This window comes from Flexivirga alba, from assembly GCF_042661025.1.
GTDB lineage: Bacteria > Actinomycetota > Actinomycetes > Actinomycetales > Dermatophilaceae > Flexivirga > Flexivirga alba.
Genome location: NZ_JBHSWH010000002.1, coordinates 19,896 through 39,889, shown reverse-complemented (window position 1 = coordinate 39,889; position 19,994 = coordinate 19,896). Strand labels below are relative to the sequence as shown.

16 protein-coding genes and 3 pseudogenes are annotated in these 19,994 nt (G+C 67.4%); 12 read left to right on the top strand and 7 right to left on the bottom strand.

The features are described 5' to 3' along the window. Positions 1-107: 107 nt before the first annotated feature. Both uvrA and ACFQDH_RS23750 read right to left on the bottom strand, forming a co-directional pair. Positions 108-2,575 (bottom strand): annotated as a pseudogene (uvrA, locus tag ACFQDH_RS23755) (excinuclease ABC subunit UvrA). A 118-nt stretch (positions 2,576-2,693) separates the two neighbouring features. Further along, positions 2,694-3,653, bottom strand: a complete 960-nt coding sequence (locus tag ACFQDH_RS23750; protein WP_382397314.1) for a prenyltransferase/squalene oxidase repeat-containing protein — start codon at positions 3,651-3,653, stop codon at positions 2,694-2,696. Positions 3,654-3,765: 112 nt separating this feature from the next. Between ACFQDH_RS23750 and ACFQDH_RS23745 the strand changes: the two genes are divergently transcribed. Beyond that, positions 3,766-4,059 carry a GNAT family N-acetyltransferase gene (locus tag ACFQDH_RS23745; RefSeq protein ID WP_382397316.1) on the top strand — a complete coding sequence of 98 codons (294 nt, stop codon included), beginning with the start codon at positions 3,766-3,768 and terminating at the stop codon, positions 4,057-4,059. Between the two features lie 122 nt (positions 4,060-4,181). Further along, positions 4,182-4,700, top strand: coding sequence for a ferritin (locus ACFQDH_RS23740; protein WP_382397318.1), 519 nt, complete (start codon positions 4,182-4,184; stop codon positions 4,698-4,700). 27 nt (positions 4,701-4,727) lie between these two features. Here ACFQDH_RS23740 and ACFQDH_RS23735 read toward each other — a convergent pair whose 3' ends face one another. Continuing rightward, the gene (locus ACFQDH_RS23735; RefSeq protein ID WP_382397320.1) at positions 4,728-5,582 is read right to left on the bottom strand and encodes an alpha/beta fold hydrolase; all 855 of its coding nucleotides are present in this window, start codon (positions 5,580-5,582) and stop codon (positions 4,728-4,730) included. Positions 5,583-5,679: 97 nt separating this feature from the next. On the opposite strand from ACFQDH_RS23735, the gene ACFQDH_RS23730 reads away from it, so the two are divergent. The 3 genes and pseudogenes from ACFQDH_RS23730 to ACFQDH_RS23720 all read left to right on the top strand — a co-directional run. Next, the gene (locus ACFQDH_RS23730) at positions 5,680-6,288 is read left to right on the top strand and encodes a hypothetical protein (RefSeq protein ID WP_382397322.1); all 609 of its coding nucleotides are present in this window, start codon (positions 5,680-5,682) and stop codon (positions 6,286-6,288) included. A 64-nt stretch (positions 6,289-6,352) separates the two neighbouring features. Continuing rightward, entirely contained in the window at positions 6,353-7,936 is a 1,584-nt protein-coding gene (locus tag ACFQDH_RS23725) for a DNA polymerase Y family protein (protein ID WP_382397324.1), read from the top strand. Positions 7,937-8,007: 71 nt separating this feature from the next. Next, a pseudogene (locus ACFQDH_RS23720) lies at positions 8,008-10,967 on the top strand (error-prone DNA polymerase); the annotation flags it as partial. 109 nt (positions 10,968-11,076) lie between these two features. On the opposite strand, the pseudogene ACFQDH_RS23715 reads toward ACFQDH_RS23720, so the two are convergent. Then, positions 11,077-12,042: pseudogene (locus tag ACFQDH_RS23715) on the bottom strand (substrate-binding domain-containing protein); the annotation flags it as partial. Between the two features lie 71 nt (positions 12,043-12,113). Between ACFQDH_RS23715 and ACFQDH_RS23710 the strand changes: the two are divergent. Next, on the top strand, positions 12,114-13,412 hold the full coding sequence (locus ACFQDH_RS23710; protein WP_382397334.1) for an MFS transporter: 1,299 nt from the start codon (positions 12,114-12,116) through the stop codon (positions 13,410-13,412). A 63-nt stretch (positions 13,413-13,475) separates the two neighbouring features. Beyond that, positions 13,476-13,811: a helix-turn-helix domain-containing protein gene (locus ACFQDH_RS23705; protein WP_382397336.1), complete on the top strand. Its 336-nt coding sequence runs from the start codon at positions 13,476-13,478 to the stop codon at positions 13,809-13,811. A gap of 10 nt (positions 13,812-13,821) precedes the next feature. Here ACFQDH_RS23705 and ACFQDH_RS23700 read toward each other — a convergent pair whose 3' ends face one another. Together ACFQDH_RS23700 and ACFQDH_RS23695 are read right to left on the bottom strand one after the other, a co-directional pair. Next, positions 13,822-14,412 (bottom strand): ClpP family protease, encoded by a 591-nt coding sequence (locus ACFQDH_RS23700; RefSeq protein ID WP_382397338.1) that lies wholly within the window; start codon positions 14,410-14,412, stop codon positions 13,822-13,824. A gap of 141 nt (positions 14,413-14,553) precedes the next feature. Continuing rightward, positions 14,554-15,165 carry a ClpP family protease gene (locus ACFQDH_RS23695; RefSeq protein WP_382404954.1) on the bottom strand — a complete coding sequence of 204 codons (612 nt, stop codon included), beginning with the start codon at positions 15,163-15,165 and terminating at the stop codon, positions 14,554-14,556. A gap of 108 nt (positions 15,166-15,273) precedes the next feature. Here ACFQDH_RS23695 and ACFQDH_RS23690 point away from each other — a divergent pair, with 108 nt between their 5' ends. From ACFQDH_RS23690 to ACFQDH_RS23675, 4 genes are read left to right on the top strand one after another with little or no spacing between them, the layout of a single operon-like run. Then, positions 15,274-15,999, top strand: coding sequence for a transporter substrate-binding domain-containing protein (locus ACFQDH_RS23690; RefSeq protein ID WP_382397340.1), 726 nt, complete (start codon positions 15,274-15,276; stop codon positions 15,997-15,999). A 33-nt stretch (positions 16,000-16,032) separates the two neighbouring features. Then, the gene (locus tag ACFQDH_RS23685; RefSeq protein ID WP_382397342.1) at positions 16,033-16,449 is read left to right on the top strand and encodes a hypothetical protein; all 417 of its coding nucleotides are present in this window, start codon (positions 16,033-16,035) and stop codon (positions 16,447-16,449) included. 47 nt (positions 16,450-16,496) lie between these two features. Then, complete coding sequence (locus ACFQDH_RS23680) at positions 16,497-17,615, top strand: thioredoxin domain-containing protein (RefSeq protein WP_382397344.1); 1,119 nt, start codon at positions 16,497-16,499, stop codon at positions 17,613-17,615. Beyond that, positions 17,510-18,475, top strand: a complete 966-nt coding sequence (locus ACFQDH_RS23675; RefSeq protein ID WP_382404958.1) for a YyaL domain-containing protein — start codon at positions 17,510-17,512, stop codon at positions 18,473-18,475. Before ACFQDH_RS23680 ends, ACFQDH_RS23675 begins: the two co-directional genes overlap by 106 nt. Here the strand turns inward: ACFQDH_RS23675 and ACFQDH_RS23670 are convergent. Next, positions 18,450-19,352 carry an amidohydrolase family protein gene (locus ACFQDH_RS23670; RefSeq protein WP_382397348.1) on the bottom strand — a complete coding sequence of 301 codons (903 nt, stop codon included), beginning with the start codon at positions 19,350-19,352 and terminating at the stop codon, positions 18,450-18,452. The genes ACFQDH_RS23675 and ACFQDH_RS23670 overlap by 26 nt on opposite strands. A 168-nt stretch (positions 19,353-19,520) precedes the next feature. Between ACFQDH_RS23670 and ACFQDH_RS23665 the strand changes: the two genes are divergently transcribed. Further along, positions 19,521-19,991, top strand: a complete 471-nt coding sequence (locus ACFQDH_RS23665) for a phosphoribosyltransferase (RefSeq protein ID WP_382397350.1) — start codon at positions 19,521-19,523, stop codon at positions 19,989-19,991. Positions 19,992-19,994 lie beyond the last annotated feature (3 nt).

Here is a 19,994-nt window from a genome sequence, read left to right as displayed (position 1 = left end):
GTTCCGCATTGGCCTGAGTTTGAAGAGAACGATGCCGAGGTACGCGTTCAGCACGGTCTGCTCGGCGGCCGCGTCGGACAGCTGAGCCTCAACCACGGGCAGCGACGTCAGCCCGCCGCGAGATGCTTGGCCAGGTAGGGCGCCGTGGCACTTCCTTTCGCCCGGGCAACCGTCTCGGGCGTGCCGGTCGCGATGACCCGACCACCCTGGTCACCACCCCCTGGACCGAGGTCGATGACCCAGTCGGCGCTGGCGATCGTGTCGAGGTCGTGCTCGACCAGCACCACGGTGTTGCCGGCATCCACCAACCGGTGCAGCTGGCGGACCAGCAGTGCGATGTCGGAGGGGTGCAGCCCGGAGGTGGGCTCGTCGAGCAGGTAGAGCGCGTGCCCGCGACGGGCTCGCTGCAGCTCGGTCGCGAGTTTGATCCGCTGCGCCTCTCCGCCGCTGAGCTCGGTCGCCGGCTGCCCCAGCCGCAGGTAGCCCAGGCCGACCTCCCGCAACGTGGTCAGGCTGCGCGCGGCAGCCGGCACGTCGCTCAGGAATTCCGCAGCCTCGTCAACGGACAGGGAAAGCACGTCCGCGATGGTCCTGCCGCGGTAGTCGATCTCGAGGGTCTCCGCGTTGTAGCGCGCACCGTGGCAGGCCGGGCAGGGCGCGTAGGTGCCGGGCAGGAAGAGCAGCTCCACCGAGACGAACCCCTCCCCCTGGCAGGTCTCGCAGCGGCCCTCGGCCACGTTGAAGGAGAAGCGACCCGCGCCATACCCGCGGCTACGAGCTTCCGGCGTGGCGGCATACAGCTTGCGCACGGCATCGAACAGCCCCGTGTAGGTGGCCAGGTTGGAACGTGGCGTGCGCCCGATCGGCCGCTGGTCCACCCGCACGAGCCGGTCGAAGGACTCGAGTCCGGTGGCGTCGTCGACGTCGACCTCGAAGTCGCTGTCCTCGGTGTCATCGGGCGCCTGACCGAGATGGCGGCGCACCAGCTCGGAGAGCACCTGCGTGACCAGCGTGGACTTGCCCGACCCGGAGACCCCGGTCACGGCCGTCAGCACGCACAGCGGAATCTCGACCGAGAGATCCTGCAGGTTGTGGCGGTTCACTCCGCGCAGATGCAGCCAACCGTGGGGTGGGCGCTGCGGGCGGACGAGGGGTTCAGCACGACCGAAGATGTAGTCCCCGGTGACCGACCCCGCAACCTGCTCGAGGCCTGCGACCGGCCCGGAGTAGAGCACCTCGCCACCGCCCTCGCCTGCGCCCGGGCCGATGTCGATGATCCAGTCGGCTCGGCGCACCACGTCGAGATCGTGCTCGACCACGAACAGCGAGTTGCCCGAGGCCTTCAGGGTGTCCAGCACGTCCAGCAGCGGCTCGGCGTCGGCGGGGTGCAGACCTGCGGACGGCTCGTCAAGCACGTAGACGACTCCGAAGAGGCCCGAGCGCAGTTGGGTCGCGATGCGCAACCGCTGTGCCTCTCCCGGTGAGAGCGTGGTGGAGCTGCGTCCCGGCGAGAGATAGCCCAGCCCCAGGTCGAGCAACACCTGGACCCGCGCGACGAGGTCGGCGCAGATGCGCACCGCGACCTCGGTCGCCTCCCCGAGCCGGCCGACGACGTCGCCGCCGCGGCCTCCTCGAGCTCGGCCACCGGACGCAGCAGCGCGACCAGCTCGCTGAACGACAACGCGTTGAGCTGCCCGATGTTCTGCCCGCGGAAGGTGACCGCCAGCGAGTCCGCCTGCAGCCCCGTGCCATCGCATTCCGGGCAGGACACGCTCTGGACGAAACGCATCACCTTGTCGCGCATCATCTGGCTCTGGGAGTTCGCAAGCACGTGGTGCACGTGCGTGCGGGCGCTGCGGAACAAGCCGTAGTAGCCGTGGTCGACACGGCCCGGCTCGGGCTCGATCATCACCTTCGGCTGCTCCTCGGTGAAGAGCAGCCACTCACGATCCTTCGCCCGCAACTTGCTCCAGGGGGTGTCCAGATCGATGCCCAGCCCCGACACGATGCTGCGCAGATTTGCGCCCTGCCAGGCACCCGGCCAGGCGGCGATCGCCCCCTCCCGAATCGTCAACGACCGGTCCGGCACCATCAGCTCCTCGCTGACGTCGTGCTCCTCACCCAGCCCGTGGCAACGTGGACAGGCTCCTGCGGCTGTGTTCGGTGAGAACGCCTCTGCGGCCAGTCGCGACGCGCCCTCGGGGTAGGTGCCGGCGCGCGAGTAGAGCATCCGCAGCAGATTGGACAACGTGGTGAGCGTGCCGACCGTCGAGCGCGAGCTGGCGGCACCGCGGCGCTGCTGTAGCGCCACGGCCGGGGGCAGCCCGGTGATCTCCTGCACGTGCGGAGCACCCACCTGCTGCAACAGGCGGCGAGCGTATGGCGCCACCGACTCGAAGTAGCGGCGCTGCGCCTCGGCATACAGGGTGCCGAAGGCCAGGGAGGACTTGCCGGAGCCCGAGACGCCGGTGAAGGCGACCATCGCGTCCCGAGGCAGGTCCACGTCGACGTTCTTGAGGTTGTGCTCGCTGGCGCCCCGGACATGGACGAAGTGGTCGCGTTGGTCGTCGGTCACTGCCCCTGTTTATCTGCTGCCGTCGTCGAACACAACGGAATCCCCTCCGGGTGCTCCTGGAACCGTTGTCAGCGGATTTTCGACCGCTCAAGTCGGCGCGAGTCACCGATCACCGCAATCAGGCACTCGCCCCGTCAGTCCAGCGCAACACCCGCAAGGCACGAAGGGTGTTCCAGCGACTCGGCTTGCCGTCGCCGTCCTCGAGCTCGAAGTGGATCAGCCCGGGGTGGGTATTCTCCTGCAGCCAGCTGCCGTCCGTCTGTCGCTTGGAGCGCACCTGCTCGATGGCGTCTGCCAGTCGTGGATCGGGCGGGCCACCGATGGCGCGGAAGTGGTCGAGACCGCGCAACACGTCGTAGTGCCACTGCGTCGGGAACGAGAACTGCAGCCAATCCTCATCCGCGACCTCGCCGGTGCTCGCTCGTCGAAAGAGCTTGCGCTGCAACAGATATTCCCCACCACGCCGCCGCGCGTCCGCCACCTCGAGATCGCCGCCCGCGCGCTCGTAGTCGAGCAAGCCCTCCAGCACACAGATCGTCGTGTGGAACGACGACCGCGTGGAGCCGTTCTCCGCCTCGCAGTTCCAGCCACCGTCCGCGAGTTGCTCACCGAGCAGGCGCTGCACGACCCGGTCGACGTTCTGCCCGAAGTAGGCGCCGATCGAGACTGTCCCGCCATTGATGCACGGCTCGACCTCACCGTCGAAGAACGCCGACCCGTCATACTCCCAACGACAACCGGTGCGAACGCCGTCGACTGCGGCAGTCACGCGCGAATCCTGAGGATCCACACCGAATTCGCGCAGCAACCGCAAGGTGGGAAGCGTCGCGGTCCACGGTTGGCCATCGGGATCGCCCACGGGTCCGTCCGGTGGCCGCCAGTCGGACCCGGGGAAACACGCGCCACCGGCCCACGCCCCGTCGGCATACAGATCGAGCAGTCGCTTCCCCTGTCCCGACGAGGCGACTCTCGCGCGCTCGGCCGTCACCTCATCGGACGAAGCGTCGGTCAGATCACGCATCACCTGCCACCGGACCGACGCATCTCCCGCGAGCAGCCAACTCTCCACGTCACTCATCCGTGTCACCTCTCAACGAAGTTCGTGCTGGACAAGGCTCAGAAACGTGAGATCACTGCCCAACACGGATCTGACGCTAGGACCCGCCACCGACAAGGTTCAAGATGGACTCATGAGTGACGACATCACAGTGGCCGACAATCCCGACCAGAATCGCTACGAGGCACGCATCGGTGGTGCTCTCGCAGGTTTCTCGGTCTACCGGCTCGCCGCGGATCAGATCACCTTCGTGCACACCGAGGTCGACCCGAAGTTCGAGGGTAAAGGCGTCGGCTCTGCGATCGCGCGCCATGCACTCGACGACGTAACGGACCGCGGCGGGCTCTCCGTCATACCGCTGTGCCCATTCATCAAGGCCTGGATCGACCGGCACCCCGACTATCAATCGTTGGTCCAGCAGAGCTGATCTCATGTGCTGAGCCACCCCGCGCGAGCGCCATACGAATCCTCAACGAGGTGAGGCATTCCCAACTGTGGGTAGGCAAACTTTGCTGGTGGCGCACGCCGTAGCCACCTACTCTTGGTCGCATGAAGATGAGCGCCGCACTTGAAAAGAAGTTCAACGCCCAGATCACCCTGGAGTTCGAGTCCTCGATGGTCTACCGCCAGCTCGCGATCGAGATGGAGGACCGAGACCTGCCGGGCATCGCCGCGTGGTTGCGACACCAGGCCGACGAGGAGATCGTCCACGCCAACAAGTTCATCGACCACCTCAGCGATCGCGCCAACCACCCGGTGATCGGCGCCATCGCCGCCCCGAAGGTCAACGCCAAGACCGTGCTCGCGGTCTTCGAGGCGGCGCTCGGGCACGAGCAGAAGGTCTCTGCATCGATCCGTGACCTCTACGCCGCGACCGAGAAGGCCGGCGATCTCGACTCCCGTCCGCTGCTGCTGTGGTTCCTGAGCGAGCAGGTCGAAGAGGAGTCGTCGGTCGACGAGATCGTCGGACGCGTCAAGCTGATCAACGACGACGGTCCCGGCCTGCTGCGCCTCGATGACGAGCTTGCCCAGCGCCCGGTGGCCACCACCGAGAACACCGCCGGCTGACGCACTGACGCACCCCGAGTGGGCCGGTCACCGATCTTCGGTGACCGGCCCGCTCGCGTTCAGGACGCGCTCCAGGGTCTGCCGCCACGCCTGCGGTTGGTCCAGATGCAGGTCATGTCCGGCATCGGCGATCACGGTGCGCTCGACGTGCGCACCGCGGCGCATCCGCTCCACCTGCTCGGTCGGTATGACGCTGTGCTCGGCCACCACCAGATGTGTCGGGACGCTCACGGACTCCCATGCCCGCCACCGGGGCAAGACGTGCACGGCACGCAGCGCCTCGATCAGCACGTCCGCGTCCCAGCACGGGACCAGGCCGCCCGCGTCGAATTGCAGGCCGTCCGCCCACGCCTCGCCGGCCATCGCGGTTCCGGTGCTTCTTGCCGCTCCTCGGTCGGCACTCATGAAGAAGTCAATGAAGGCATCCCGGTCCGGGAAGCGCGCCGGCCAACTGCGCAGCCATTGCTCAACCGGTGCGGTGGCAGCATCACCACCACCACCGACACCGGCTTCGACCATCACCAATTGCCTTACCAAGTGCGGTTTTTCGGCTGCTACGAGCATCGCCGTATGACCGCCCATCGACTGCCCGACGAGGGTCGCGGGTCCACCGCCGAGTTGCTCGATCAGCGCCACCACGTCGGCGACGTATGCCGCCCGGGTCACGTCCTGCGGCATACGCGTCGAGTGCCCGTGACCGCGTTGCTCCAGTGCAACGATTCGATGGGTGTCACCGAGCGCACGTAGTGTCGCCGACCACTCCTGGGCAGTGCCGGCCAAGCCGTGCAGCAGGATCACCGGGTGATCGCCGGCGCCGGTCTCGGCATACGCCAGCTCGACCAGGCCACGTGCCAGGGTGCGCCAGGCGGCGGAAGCGATCACCAGGCGATTATGTCGGTTCGGCCGACATCGCCGGCCACCGCATCAGACGTCGTGCACCCGATTGACTTTGTCGAACACCTGTTCGATCATGGATGTCATGACCACCACCACCGCGACCCGGGTTGCCGAGTTGCACGAGCTGCTGCAGCGTCACGAGACGTCCCCCGCAGCAGACAGCGTCCCGGTGCTCCCGGCTCTCGCCGAGTTGTTCCCCCGCGGGCTGCGTGCCGGCGGGGTCTACACCCTGCACGGCTCGATGAGTGCGGCTCTCGCCCTGCTCGCCGGCCCCTCGATGGCGGGCTCGTGGTGCGGTGTCGTCGGACTGCCCGACCTGGGCATCGAAGCCGCTGTCGAGTGGGGGGTCTGGCTCGAGCGGCTGGCGCTGGTCCCTCAGGTCTCTCCCGACGACTGGACCTCGGTGATCGCGGCGCTGGTCGAAGTCACCGCGCTGGTCGTCGCCGCGCCCCCGGAGCACGTCTCTCCCGGTGAGGTGTCCCGGCTGCTCGCCCGTCTGCGAGCCAGCGGCAGCACGCTGGTGGTCCTGGGCTCCTGGCCGCGGCCAGCTGCGATGCTCGCCGGCCGGATCATGCGCTGGGACGGCCTGTATGCCGGGCACGGCCACCTCTCCGGCGGCGCCCTGCGCCTCGAGGTGACCGAGCGACACCGCACCCGGCACGTCGACCTCACGATCCCGGTCCGGCCATGAGCCACCAAGGTGGTCGAGTAGCGGTGAGGAACGAGCCGCGTATCGAGACCCTGGAACAGACGCCATGATCAGCTCTTCGCCGGTCCGCGTGATGCTGCTCTGGTGCCCGGGCTGGTCGGTGCTGGCAGCACGGCTCACCCAGGGCATCGCCGCCGACCAGGCGATTGCTCTCACCGACCGCGGCTTCGTCGTCGCCTGCTCCGCCGCTGCGAAACTCGAGGGCGTCACCGTCGGACTGCGCATCCGCCAGGCGCAGCACCGCTGCCCGGAGCTGATCGTGCTGCCGTATGACGTGGTGGCCGAGGCCAGGGCTTTCGAGTCGGTGTTGCACGCCGTCGAGGAGAAGATCCCCGACGTGCACGTCGTGCGTCCGGGCATCGCCGCGGTTCGCGCGCAAGGAGCCGGCCGCTTCTACGGCAGCGAACGCGCCGCCGCGGATGCACTGCTCACGCATCTGCACGACTTCACCGAGCACGAGCTGCGCCTGCCGGTCGACCTGCGCGTCGCCGTCGCGGACGGCCTCTTCGCCGCCGAGCAGGCTGCCTACACCAGCTCCACGGTTGTGCCACTGCACATTGTCCCCGCAGGTGGTTCGGCCGACTTCCTGGCCGGCCTGTCGGTCGCTGTCGCCTGCGACAAGAAGTTGGAAAACTTGTTGCAACGCATGGGGATTCGCAAGCTCGGCGATCTGGCGCAACTACCGCGCGATCAGGTGCACGCCCGATTCGGTGCAGCAGGCCTGCGCGCGCATCAGCTCGCCAGCGGTGAGGATGCGCCGATCCTGACCCCACGCACCGTGCCACCGCAGCTGGGCATGCACGTCACCTTCGATCCGGCCACCGATCGGGTCGAGCAGATCATCGCTCACTGCGAGCCGGCAGCAGGCGAGTTCACGCAACTGCTCACGCGCTCCGCGCTGATCTGCACCGAGATCCGGGTCACCGTGCAACTCGAGCCGGACGCTCTCTTCGAGCGGCTCTGGCGGCACCCCTGGCAGTTCGGCAGCGTCGAGGTTCTGGACCGGATCCGTTGGCAGTTGGAGGATCTCGCGGCCGAGGCGGCAACTGTCGACGACGACTCCCTGGGTGCGTCGGTGCTCTCGGTGCAGGTGCTCCCGGAGTCCGTCGACAACGCCGAGCATCATGCGCAAGGGCTGTGGGGCGATCGTCCCGACGAGAAGGTGGAGCACGCTCTCACCACCCTGCAGCACCGGCTGGGCCATGAGGCCGTCCTCACCAGCACCGTAACCGGAGGTCGCCTGCTGCACGAGCGCCGTGTTCTTCGCCCCTGGGGCGATGCGCTGCCGACAACTCGCGAGCGCCGTCTCGAGCAGCCCTGGCCGGGCACCGTGCCCGGCCCTGCCCCGGCCACTGTTTTCAGCAGCGCGAGTCAGGTGCAGGTCTTCACTGACGCAGGAGAGTCAGTGACGGTCGACGATCGCGGCACGGTCAGCGGGGAACCTGCATGGTTGCGCGTGCCGGACGGAAACCGTCGCATCGCGCAGTGGGCCGGCCCGTGGCCGATCCAACAGCGTTGGTGGCGAAAGCGCGTGCACCTCAACCGTTTTCAGCTGATCGACAACCAGTCCACCGCCTGGTTGGTGCTCGCCGAGGGCAAGACCTGGTTCCTCGAGGCTCGCTATGACTGAAACCCTCGCGGGTCGAGTAGGCGGAGCGCTAGCGGAGCCGTATCGAGACCAAGAGTTCCTGCGGAGTTGCCGTGGGCTGGAGTAACCCCGCCATACCGTGGTCGCAGCTGGAGCAGGCGCTCTCCCACGGCATACGGCCCGAGGAGCGCAGCGTGCGTGGCCAGCCTGCCGACGGCGGTGACGGACCGGTCTTCTCGCGCAAGCGACACCCCTTCCGCCCGGCCGAGCTGGGTGAGTCGGCGGGACCCGTCGTGCCGTATGCCGAACTGCACGCACATTCGCACTACAGCTTCCTCGACGGCGCCGCGGCACCCGAGGACCTGGTCACCGAAGCCGCGCGACAGCGCCTGCACGGCCTGGCCATCACCGACCACGACGGCCTCTACGGCATCGTGCGTTTCGCCGAGGCAGCCGAAAGCTATGGATTGCAAACAATTTTCGGGGCGGAGCTGTCACTGGGCCTGACTGCTCCGCAGAACGGCGTACCCGATCCCGAGGGCAATCACCTGCTGGTGCTCGCGCGCGGGGCGGAGGGTTACCGTCGCCTCGCAAGGGCCGTCACCGAGGGGCAGCTCGCCGAAACCGCTGAGAAGGGCAAGCCGCTCTACGACCTGCCGGCGCTGGCCGAGGAGGCGGCCGGCCACTGGGCGATCCTGACCGGCTGCCGTAAAGGCAGCGTGCCCAGCGCGCTCACTCGACACGGACATGATGCCGCAGTCACCGAACTACGTTCTCTGCAAGACTTTTTCGGCAAGGACAACGTCTTCGTCGAGCTGACCGACCACGGCGACCCGGCAGACAGCACCACCTGCGACCGGCTCGCCGAGGTAGCCCGGTCCGGAGACGCGCTGACCGTCGCTACCAACGCGGTGCACTACGCCGACTCGGACCAATACCCGCTGGCCACAGCGCTTTCCGCCGTCCGCTCACGCCGTAGCCTGGAGGAGCTGGACAGTTGGCTGCCGGTGCACGGCGCGGCATACGTGCGCAGCGGGGCGGAGATGGCGCAGCGCATGCACCGCTTCCCGGGTGCCGTCGAGCGAACGGTCGAGATCGCCGACGATCTCGCGTTCAGCCTGCGGGCAGCGTCGCCGCGGCTGCCGCGCCAGGAGGTACCCGCCGGCCACACCCCGATGAGCTGGTTGCGCGAGCTGACGATGCGCGGCGCTGCGGAACGCTATCCGAAGGACAACCACGCGGCATACGCACGCATCGAACGCGAGCTGAATGTCATTGAGAAGAAAGACTTCCCGGGATATTTCCTGATCGTGCACGAGATCGTGCAGTTCGCCAAAGGCCGCGGCATCCTGTGCCAAGGCCGGGGTTCGGCCGCAGCGTCGGCGGTCTGTTACGTCCTCGGCATCACGGTGATCGACCCCATCTTCTACGAGCTGCCCTTCGAGCGATTCCTGTCCGAGCTGCGCGAGGAAGCACCCGACATCGACGTCGATTTCGACTCCGGCCGACGCGAGGAGGTGATTCAGCACGTCTACCAGACCTACGGGCGCCGCAACGCCGCACAGGTCGCCAACGTCGTCACCTACCGCCCCAAGAACGCCGTGCGCGACATGGCCAAGGCGCTCGGCGCCAGCCAGGGGCAGCAGGACGCCTGGTCCCGGCAGGTCGAACGCTGGGGCGCGGAGATCTCGAGTGCGGACCACGACATACCGGGGCCCGTCATCGAGTTGGCCGAGCAGGTGCTGAGCTATCCACGGCACCTCGGCATCCACTCCGGCGGCATGGTGCTCACCGACCGGCCGGTCAGCGAGGTGTGCCCGATCGAGCGAGCCCGGATGACGGATCGCACTGTCCTGCAATGGGACAAGGACGATTGCGCGTGGATGGGCCTGGTGAAGTTCGACCTGCTCGGCCTCGGAATGCTGGCCGCACTGCAGCACACCTTCGACCTGGTCGAGCGTCATACCGGCGAGCAGTGGCGCATCGAGACGTTGCCGCGCAACGAGCCGGGCGTCTACGACATGTTGTGCCGCGCCGACTCGATCGGTGTCTTCCAGGTCGAGAGTCGCGCACAGATGGGCACCCTCCCCGGCTCAAACCGCGGTCGTTCTACGACCTCGCCGTCGAGATCGGCCTGATCCGCCCGGGTCCGATCCAAGGCGGCGCAGTGCACCCTTACATCCGGCGCCGCACCGGCAAGGAGCCCATCACCTACTCCCACCCGCTGCTCGAGCCGGTGCTCGAACGCACGCTCGGCGTCCCGCTCTTCCAGGAGCAGTTGATGCAGATGGCGATCGCGGTCGGCGATTGCAGCCCGGCCGACGCCGACCTGCTGCGCCGGGCCATGGGGTCCAAGCGTGGTGTCGAGCGCATCGACTCCCTGCGCACCAAGCTGTATGACGGAATGGCCCGCAACGGCATACCGCCGGAGACCGCGCAGGAGATCTACAACAAGATCGAGGCCTTCGCCAATTTCGGTTTCGCGGAGTCGCATGCGCTCAGTTTCGCGGTGCTGGTCTATGCCAGCTCATGGCTCAAATTGCATTATCCCGCAGCCTTTTTGGCAGGTTTGCTGCGTTCCCAGCCGATGGGGTTCTACTCACCGCAGACGCTCACCGGCGATGCGCGGCGGCACGGTGTCGAAGTGCTGTCCCCGCATCTGCTGCGCTCCAGCGTGCACGCCGACCTCGAGCCGGACTCCCCCGACGCAATGGACCTGCGTGGTGGCAGCGACGACTGCATGCGGGACCACACGCAGGAGGAGATCGGCGATTTCGACACCAATGCGCCCGCCGACTGGCAGGAGCACCGCCGCGACTGGCACCACGCAGTTCGTCTCGGGCTGGCCGACATCACCGCCCTCGGCGAGGCTGCCGCCGAGCGCATCGTGCAGACCCGTGACTTGTCCGGGCCGTTCACCGATCTAGCCGACCTCGCACGGCGCGCCGAGTTGGATACCGAGCAAATGGAGGCACTTTCGCTGTCCGGCGCACTGGACTCACTGACTGGATCGCGCCGGGATGCGCTGTGGCGCTCGGCGGAGGCAGCCTCGATCCGTAGCGACCAGTTGCCGGTGAGGTGGTGCGCGCGCTGCTGGCCGGTGAAGAGGTCTCGGACGTGACGGTGCCGGTGACTCTGCGTCTGGGCGACACGACCGGTCCGGTGCCGCGCCCAACGGCTCGGCCTTTCTCGATCGGATGCTGGTCGATCGTGGTGAGTGTCCTCGGGAACCACGGCAAGGAAACACCGTCATACCCGGTGACCGACAGGTCCTCGGGCACGCGCAGGCCGCGGTCCACGGCGCACTGCACGGCGCCGGCGGCGAGCAGGTCGCTCTGCGCGATGATCGCGGTCGGCGGCCGGTGGCTGTCCAGGAGCAGCTTCGCCGCTGCATAACCGGAGTCGAAGTCGGGCTCCTCCGCCTCAACGAGCGTCGCGGCGGTGAAGACGTCCCGCACCCCGAACGCCCTCTCCCGCGTGTCCGGGAAATGGCTCGCCCGGACCTGGGCGATGGTGCGCCGCCCGGTCGTGCCACCCCACTGCAGCGGCATCATCACGTGACCGACCCGGCGGTGCCCCAGGTCGTGCAGCAACTGCGCCAGCTCACGGGACGCAGCCCGCTCGTCCGCGGTCACCTGCACGTCGGCGCCCTCGGGTGCGCCGGTGCCCACGATCGGAACCCCGCGAGCGCCGAATTCCCTTGCCAGCACGTTGTTCTCATCGCCACAAAGCATGAACACGGCGGCGTCCGCGGCAACCCGTGACACCTGCGGTCCGCTGTCGCCATACCCCTCGGCTGTGTCCGGCAGCAGCAACAATCCGCAACCCATCTCACCGACCACCTGGGAGAGACCGTCGAGCACCGACACGACATACGGGTCACGGAACGCGTGCAGGATGCGGCGCTCGACGACGGCCGCGATGACACCACTGCGCCCGTGTCGCAATGACGAGGCCATCGGATCCGGCCCGCCATACCCGAGTTCCGCCGCGGCTGCCCGCACGCGCTCGGCGGTGTCCGTGGCCACCGGCTTGTTGCCGCTGAAGACCAGCGACGCCGTGGACATCGCGACGCCGGCGCGGTGAGCGACGTCACGCAGCGTGACGCGCCCAGCAGGCACGTTTTCGACTTGACCACCCACAGGCATGTGGAGCAGACTATCGAATCGATTCGATCGAATCGATTCGACGGCCCGAAGCGCTCCTCCGAAGGAACTCCATGGTGATGGTGGACAAGCCCAACACCGCTCCCGATTCGCAGTCGGACCCCACCGTGTCCCGCCGCGTCTCGCGGTCGGTCGCGGTCCTGTTCGTGCTGAATGGCGCTGCCTTCGCCTCGTTCGCCGCCCGGCTGCCCGACGTCAAGACACTGCTTCACTTCTCGACCGGCCAGCTCGGCCTTCTCCTTCTCGCCGGTTCGCTCGGCAGTGTGAGCGGGCTGCCCTTGGCCGGCTGGGTGATCGGCCGATTCGGCAGCCGCGCCACCGTGCGCGTCGCCGCACTGGCGGCCACCGCGGGTTACTTGCTCGCTGCCGTTGCCATCACCTCACACCTCGTGTGGCTGACCGTGATCGGCCTGCTCATCGCCGGCTGGGGCATGGGCCCCTGGGACGTCGCGATGAACCTCGAAGGCACCGTCGTCGAGCGTCACCAGAAGCGCTCGATCATGCCTCGCTACCACGCGATGTTCAGTGGCGGCACCGTCGTGGCGGCGCTCGTCGGCGCGGGCCTGACCGCCATACACGTGCCTTTGTGGGTGCACCTGGCCATCGTCATGGCCGTCATCGGCACCGTCGCCATCTGGTGCGCCAAGAACTTCGGGACGTTGTCCGATGGCCGAGAAGTTGCCACCGAGGACGACGCGAAGGCCCGCCCGACATCCACGTTGCGCAGTGCCTGGACCGATCCTCGTGTCCTGCTGATCGGGGTCGTGACACTGATCGCCGCATTCACCGAGGGCACCGCGAACGACTGGCTGTCGCTCGGCTTCGTTGAAGGCCACCATGTGCCGAAATGGGCCGGAATCCTAGCGTTCGCAACCTTTCTCAGCTGTATGACGGCCGGACGTCTCGTCGGCACCATGCTCCTGGACCGTTACGGCCGTGTGCCGGTGTTGCGCGCCTGCTTCTCGCTGGCGATCCTCGGCTGCCTGGTCGTGGTCTTCGGACCGACCGCACTCGCGTATGCCGGAGTCGTCATCTGGGGCCTCGGTGTCTCGTTGGGCTTCCCGGTCGGCATGAGCGCTGCCGCCGACGACCCGCAGCACGCGCACGCCCGCATCTCGGTGATCAGCACCGTCGCCTACACCGCGTTCCTCGCCGGTCCCCCGCTGCTCGGGCTGCTCGGCGAACACGTGGGTGTGTTGCACGCCCTGCTCGCTGTCGGTGCGGCGGCCATGGTCGCACTCGCGCTCGTCCCCGCCGTTCGCGAGCCGGAGATTCCGCAGTCCGAGAAGGCCGTGTCAACACCAATCACCTCCGATCCGGCGCTCTGCCACAGTCCGGCTCATCCCGAGTGAGACGCCTTCTGCTGAGAGCAGAAACCGTTGAGCAGTGGCGGGTGGCGGGGCTAGCGTCGACACATGGGTGACGTGCGGCAGCTCCGGCAGCGTTCGACGGTCGAGCCTCTCTGGCGGGAGGTTCTCGGCACGCAGTTGCGCGCGATCCGACTGCGTCGCCGCGGCACGATCACCACGACCGCGCAGCGGGCCGGGATCTCCGCGCAATACCTCTCCGAGGTCGAGCGCGGCCGCAAGGACCCGTCCTCGGAGATCGTCGCGGCCATCGCCGGCGCGCTGGATTGCACACTCGCCGAAGTCACCGACCTGACCGTTCGCGAGCTGCGCCGCGAGTCCGTCCGATTGGGTCTGGCTTCCGCCCCGGCGAACATGCGCGGCCCGGTCGCGCTGGCCGCCTGACACACCCGGATCAGCTCCGATAGGCCATCACCTCGTCGGCCAGCCCGTAGTCGACGGCGGCCTGCGGCGCGAAGATCCGGTCCCTATCGGTGTCCTTGCGCAACACGTCGAGCGGTTGCCCGGTGTGCTGCGCGAGCACTTCCTCGGCCTCCGCACGCAGCCGAATCACCTCGTCGGCCGCCAGGATGATGTCTGGTATGGCGCCACGGCCGCTCCCGGACGGCTGGTGCAGCAACACCCGCGAGTGCGGCAGGACACTCCGCCGACCCGGAGCGCCGGCCGCCAACAGGATCGCGGCCGTCGAGCACGCCTGCCCGACACAGGTCGTCGCGACCGGTGACCGGACGAACCGCATCGCGTCATACACGGCGAACGTGGCGGTCAGGGATCCGCCGGGCGAGTTGATGTAGAGGTTGATCTCCTGGTCCGGTGCCACTGATTCCAGGTGCAGGATCTGCGCGATCAGCGCGTTCGAAACTCCGTCATCGATCTCGGTGCCGAGGTAGACGATCCGCTCGGAGAGTAGATGGCTGTATACGTCCATGACGCGGTCGCCGCGCGGAGACGACGCAATCACATTCGGAATCGTGTAACTACTCATGACGCCTCCCTCCTTCGTCGGGTGCCATCATTCGACTGCGCCATTGGTCGTTCGCTGCGCTCACTCATGACGCCTCCCTCCTTCGTCGGGTGCCGTCATTCGACTGCGCCATTGGTCGTTCGCTGCGCTCACTCATGATCATCAAACTCCAAGTCCCACAGGGTTTTTGCCCGGCTTGATGCGGCTGAGGTCGTCGATGACCTGGTCGATGAGTCCATAGGCAACGGCTTGCTCCGCCGTGTACCAGCGGTCCCGCAGCGAATCCTCGAACACGCGCGGCACCGGTTGGCCGGTGAGTTCGGCGGTGATGCCGAGCACGGTGTCCCGTGTCTGGCGCAGATCGTCGGCCTGCAACTCGATGTCGACCGCGGTGCCACCGAAGCCGGCGCTGCCCTGATGCATGAGGACCTTGGAGTGCGGCAACGCGTAGCGCTTGCCCTTCTCTCCCGCTGTCAGCAGGAATTGCCCTGCGCTGCAAGCCAATCCGAGCGCCAGCGTCGACACGTCGTTCGGGATCGCACGCATCACATCCATGATCGCGAGCATTGCCGGCACCGAACCGCCGGGCGAGTTGATCCAGAAGCTGATGTCGGCGCGCGGGTCGGCTGCCGACAACAGGTAGAGCTGAGACATGAGCCGGGTGCCGATCTCGTCGTCCAGCTCGGTGTCGAGCACGATGATGCGCTCGTCGAGGAGATGTTCGGCGATCTGCCGGCTGAGTGGGTGTGGTGGTCTGCGCTGTTCTTCGGACATGCTGCAAGGATCAGCGAAAAACACTGTGAACAGCTAGCTTTCGCTGCTGTCAGCAGAGAGAGCGACCAACTGGCCCGGCGCGAGGATGCGTTCCTTACGATCGTTGGTATGACGAGAGCGACCGACCAGGCACGCGCCGACCTCGCTCCCGAGGGGCACCTCACCGCAGCGATCAACCTCGGCAACCCGGTCCTTGCGCAGGGCGATCCGCAACAACCGGGCGGGATCACCGTCGACATCGCACACGAGATCGCGACCCGGCTGGGCACCGACCTGCGCTTCGTCTGCTTCGACGCGGCGCGCAAGTCCTTCGACGCGCTCGTCTCCGGACCGGCGACGATCGCGTTCCTCGCCGTCGAGCCGGCCCGCGCCCGCGAGGTCACGTTCACCGAGCCCTACGTCCTCATCGACGGCGTGTATGCCGTGCCCGACGCCTCACCCCACCGGGCACCGGCCGATGTCGACGCCGGCGGTGTCCGGATCGGCGTCAAGGAGGGCTCGGCATACGACCTCTTCCTGACCCGCACCCTCGAGCACGCCACCATCGTTCGCGGCGTGGACGGAACCACCGTTTTCGCCGAGCAGAGCCTCGACGTCGCGGCTGGGATCCGTGAGCCGGTCACTGCATACGTCGACGCCAACCCCGGCCTACGCATCCTCGACGAACCGTTCATGCAGATCCGGCAGGCGCTGGCCACCAAGCCGAGCACTCACCCGGCCACCACGACCTGGCTCGACGGCCTGCTCGATGAACTCCTCGCCGGCGGCTTCGTCGCGGAGGCGCTGCGCCGCTCCGGGCAATCCGAGACGCTCGCCGCAGGCCGCGTGCGGTGACGGCGTCCCGGAATCGGGCATAAGGTGTCGTGGATGTCGTATCCGACGAGCGCCGAGCCGCCATTCGCAACCGGTCTCTACTGGCGAAAGAGCCTGCTCAACGCCCGCAAATGTATCCCGGTGATACTCGTGCTCGCCGACGGACTGCTGACGATGTCCGACAAGAGCAGTCGCGTCTTCTCGATCCCCGCATCGCAGATCAGCCTGCGCAGGAGCCGGTGGGGCACCTTGCTAATCACCTGCGGCAGCACGACATACGCGCTTGTCGGTCGGGGCGGCGACATCTCGCCGCAGTTCACCGACGAACAGATTGCACACCTCGACAAGCTTGGTGCGCCGACTCCCCCGAAGCCCATGAGACCCTCGCGCGCCGGCTCGGGTCAGGCGATGCTCTTCAACACCGAGCCGCTGGCGGCCAGACTCCGGCAAGCCGGCGCCACGGTCAGCTGACCAGCGCCACTGCCACAACCACCACCCCGGGGTGAAAGGCTGGAGCCATGGCCAACCGACTCGCTGACTCCCTCAGCCCCTACCTCCGCCAGCACGCCGACAACCCGGTCGACTGGCGCGAGTGGAGTCCCGAAGCGCTGCAGGAGGCTGCCGACAACAACCGACCGATCCTGCTGTCCGTCGGGTATGCCGCCTGCCACTGGTGCCACGTCATGGCGCACGAGTCGTTCGAGAACCTCGAGGTTGCGGCTGCGATCAATCAGTCCTTCGTCGCGATCAAGGTGGACCGCGAAGAACGTCCGGACATCGACGCCGCCTACATGACCGCCACGACTGCAATGACGGGAAGTGGCGGATGGCCGATGACCTGCCTGCTCACCCCGGATGGCAAGCCCTTCTTCTCCGGCACCTATCTGCCGAAACCACAGTTCCTGCAACTGCTTTCGGCGGCCAAGCATGCCTGGGAGACCCAGCCGGACGAGGTCAGGGCTTCCGGGCAGAACGTCGCGACCCAACTGGCAGCGGCGGCGACCCGCGGCGCGTCCACCGCGCTCACTGCGGAGGTCACCGCCAACGCCGTCACCACCCTCCGCCAGTCGTATGACGCCAGGTATGGCGGCTTCGGCGGCGCGCCGAAGTTCCCGCCGTCCATGGTGCTGGAGTTTCTGTTGCGCCACCACTCGCGCACCGGTGACAGCGATGCCTTGGCCATGGTCGAGCACAGCTGCGAGGCAATGGCTCGTGGCGGCATCTACGACCAGCTTGCCGGTGGCTTCGCACGCTACAGCGTCGACGCGACCTGGACGGTGCCGCACTTCGAGAAGATGCTCTACGACAACGCGCAATTGTTGCGTGTCTACGCGCACCTGTGGCGCGCCACTCAAAGCCCGCTTGTCGCCCGAATTGCCTCCGAGACAGCGCAATTCATCATCCGCGACCTCGGGACGGCCGACGGCGGCTTCGCCAGCGCGCTCGACGCCGACACCGAGGGGATCGAGGGCACGACATACGTCTGGTCACCCAGCGACCTGCGGGCGACGCTCGGCGACGAGGACGGCCGGTGGGCCGCCGAGCTGCTCGGCGTGACCGAGGAGGAACTTTCGAGCACGGCACCTCGACCCTCCAGCTGCTGCGCGACCCGGACGACCAGTCGCGGTGGGAATTGATCCGGACCAAGCTCATGGACCGTCGCTCCCGACGGCCCCAACCGGATCGCGACGAGAAGGTCGTGACGTCCTGGAACGGTCTGGCGATCAGCGCACTCGCCGAGGCCGCAATGATCCTGCAGGAATCCGAATGGCTCGATGCCGCAATGGCTTCCGCGGAGTTCGCGCTCGATCGCCACCTCGTTGACGGCAGGCTGCGGCGCACCTCGCTGGGCGGCCGGGTCAGTGGCGCCCCCGGCGTCGCCGACGATTACGGCAACTTCGCGGAGGCGCTGCTCGTCCTGCACCAGGCGACCGGTGAACAGCGCTACCTCGCCGCCGGCGAGCAACTGCTCGCGACCGCGCAGCAGATCTTCACTGGTCCGTCCGGCGGCTTCCACGATGCCGCTTCCGACGGAGAGAAGCTGTTCTTCACCCCGCGTGGTGCCGGTGACAACGCCGAGCCTTCTGGGACCTCGAGCCTCGCCGGCGCATTGCTCACCCTCAGCGCGCTGACTGGCGATCCGGCAGCCCGCGACCGCGCAGCGGCGGCACTTGCGTCCATGGGCGAAATCGCCACGCAGGCACCACGATTCGCCGGTTGGGGCCTCGCCGTGGCCGAAGCGGTCCTGGCCGGTCCGGTGCAGGTGGCGGTCATCGGACAGGACCGCGCGTCACGCGGTCTCACGCGCACTGCGTGGGCCGCACCCACCTCGGGCGCCGTGATCGTCCACGGTGCGCCGGATGCCCCGACCTCACCCCTGCTGGCCGATCGCCCCCTGGTCGGCGGCCGCTCAGCGGCCTACGTGTGTCACGGCTTCGTCTGCCAGGCGCCGGTCACCGATCGCGACGAGCTCATCGACCAGTTGCGTGGACGCTGAGCAAGCGGGCACCGTTGTCCCACAGGACCTTTCGCATCCAGTCATCACCGAGATCCAGCCTCGCCAAGGCCTCGAGCTGGTGCGCATACGGGTAAGGAATGTTCGGGAAGTCCGAGCCGAGCACGACCCGATCCCCCAGCCCAGCGAGTCGTGCGACATACCCGTCGGGCAACGGCGCGAACCGATCAGTGAAGTCCGTGGCGACCATCGTGGTGTCCAGCTGCACGTTGTCGTAACGCTCCACCAGATCGGCGAACTCGTGATATTCCGGCATCCCCGCGTGCGCGATCACCAGCGTCAATCGAGGGTGCTTCGCCAGGACACGGGCGATACGCTCCGAACCGGTGAATTCCCCTGGCAACGGCGCAGATCCAGCATGTATGACGACAGGCGCACCAGCATCCGCCAATACCTCCCATGCCCCGTCCAGCTGCTCGCCGTCCGGCGCGTAACCACCGACCTGCACGTGCATCTTGAAAAGTTGCGCACCCAAGGCCAGCGCCTCACCGACATACGCTGCGGCATCCGGCTCCGGATAGAGCGTCCCGCAGTGCACGGCGTCCGGCACACGCCTGGCGAAGTCCGCGTTCCAGTCGTTGAGCCACCGTGCCATGCCGGGTTTGTGCGGGTAGGTCAGCGCCGGGATGGCGCGCACCCCGAAGCCACGCAACACAGCCAGCCGGGTGGCTTCGTCAAACCGGTAGGTGATCGGCCACGGAGCGCCGTAGTTCTGGTCGGCGGCGTCGAAGTAAGCCCACACCTTCTGCAGCATCGGCTCCGGCAGGAAGTGCACATGTATGTCGGCAAGCCCCGGAATCCCCAATGACCGCAGGTAATCCGGGATGTCACCGTCGGTCGCGGGCCCGGGGGTCGTCACGTCGACGCCTGTCGAGGAGTCCTCATGCCGCAAGCCTAACGAAACACCACTGGCGCCCCTGGAGTTGAATGTCCCCATGAGGCTTATCCTGCGCTGGCAAGAGCGTCAGCAAGCTGCCGCCATGCCAACGCAGCCCAAGCTCACTGTGCTTGTTCAGAATGGACTTCTATGACACACGACCGCGAGGTACTCACCTGGGACCTGTTCGGCACCGCGAGCCGCGAGCTGGCGCAGACCATCCACGACAGCGGCTACCGGCCCGACCTGATCATCTCCATCGCCCGCGGCGGGCTGATCCCGGCCGGCGCCATCAGCTACGCGCTCGGCATGAAGAACGTGCACGTGCTCAACGTCGAGTTCTACACCGGCGTCGACGAACGGCTGCCGATGCCGGTGATGCTTCCGCCGGTGCCGCAACCGGTCGACCTGTCGGGCGCGACGGTGCTGATCATCGACGACGTCGCCGACACCGGTGGCACCCTCGACCTGGTCCGCAAGTTCTGCGAGGGTCACGTCAAGGAGACGCGGTCCGCCGTCATCTACGAGAAGTCACGCTCCGTCGTGAAGTGCGAATACGTCTGGAAACGCACCGCTCAGTGGATCGACTTCCCGTGGTCGAGCCAGCCGGAGATCAGCTGACGC

What these genes read in the sequence shown, in the direction of transcription:
- ACFQDH_RS23740 (WP_382397318.1), top strand. Translation starts at nt 4,182, where the DNA reads ATGAAGATGAGCGCCGCACTTGAAAAGAAGTTCAACGCCCAGATCACC.
- ACFQDH_RS23725 (WP_382397324.1), top strand. Translation starts at nt 6,353, where the DNA reads ATGATCAGCTCTTCGCCGGTCCGCGTGATGCTGCTCTGGTGCCCGGGC.
- ACFQDH_RS23745 (WP_382397316.1), top strand. Translation starts at nt 3,766, where the DNA reads ATGAGTGACGACATCACAGTGGCCGACAATCCCGACCAGAATCGCTAC.
- ACFQDH_RS23700 (WP_382397338.1), bottom strand. Translation starts at nt 14,412, where the DNA reads ATGAGTAGTTACACGATTCCGAATGTGATTGCGTCGTCTCCGCGCGGC.
- ACFQDH_RS23685 (WP_382397342.1), top strand. Translation starts at nt 16,033, where the DNA reads ATGTCGTATCCGACGAGCGCCGAGCCGCCATTCGCAACCGGTCTCTAC.
- ACFQDH_RS23690 (WP_382397340.1), top strand. Translation starts at nt 15,274, where the DNA reads ATGACGAGAGCGACCGACCAGGCACGCGCCGACCTCGCTCCCGAGGGG.
- ACFQDH_RS23710 (WP_382397334.1), top strand. Translation starts at nt 12,114, where the DNA reads ATGGTGATGGTGGACAAGCCCAACACCGCTCCCGATTCGCAGTCGGAC.
- ACFQDH_RS23665 (WP_382397350.1), top strand. Translation starts at nt 19,521, where the DNA reads ATGACACACGACCGCGAGGTACTCACCTGGGACCTGTTCGGCACCGCG.
- ACFQDH_RS23730 (WP_382397322.1), top strand. Translation starts at nt 5,680, where the DNA reads ATGACCACCACCACCGCGACCCGGGTTGCCGAGTTGCACGAGCTGCTG.
- ACFQDH_RS23695 (WP_382404954.1), bottom strand. Translation starts at nt 15,165, where the DNA reads ATGTCCGAAGAACAGCGCAGACCACCACACCCACTCAGCCGGCAGATC.
- ACFQDH_RS23680 (WP_382397344.1), top strand. Translation starts at nt 16,497, where the DNA reads ATGGCCAACCGACTCGCTGACTCCCTCAGCCCCTACCTCCGCCAGCAC.
- ACFQDH_RS23705 (WP_382397336.1), top strand. Translation starts at nt 13,476, where the DNA reads ATGGGTGACGTGCGGCAGCTCCGGCAGCGTTCGACGGTCGAGCCTCTC.
- ACFQDH_RS23750 (WP_382397314.1), bottom strand. Translation starts at nt 3,653, where the DNA reads ATGAGTGACGTGGAGAGTTGGCTGCTCGCGGGAGATGCGTCGGTCCGG.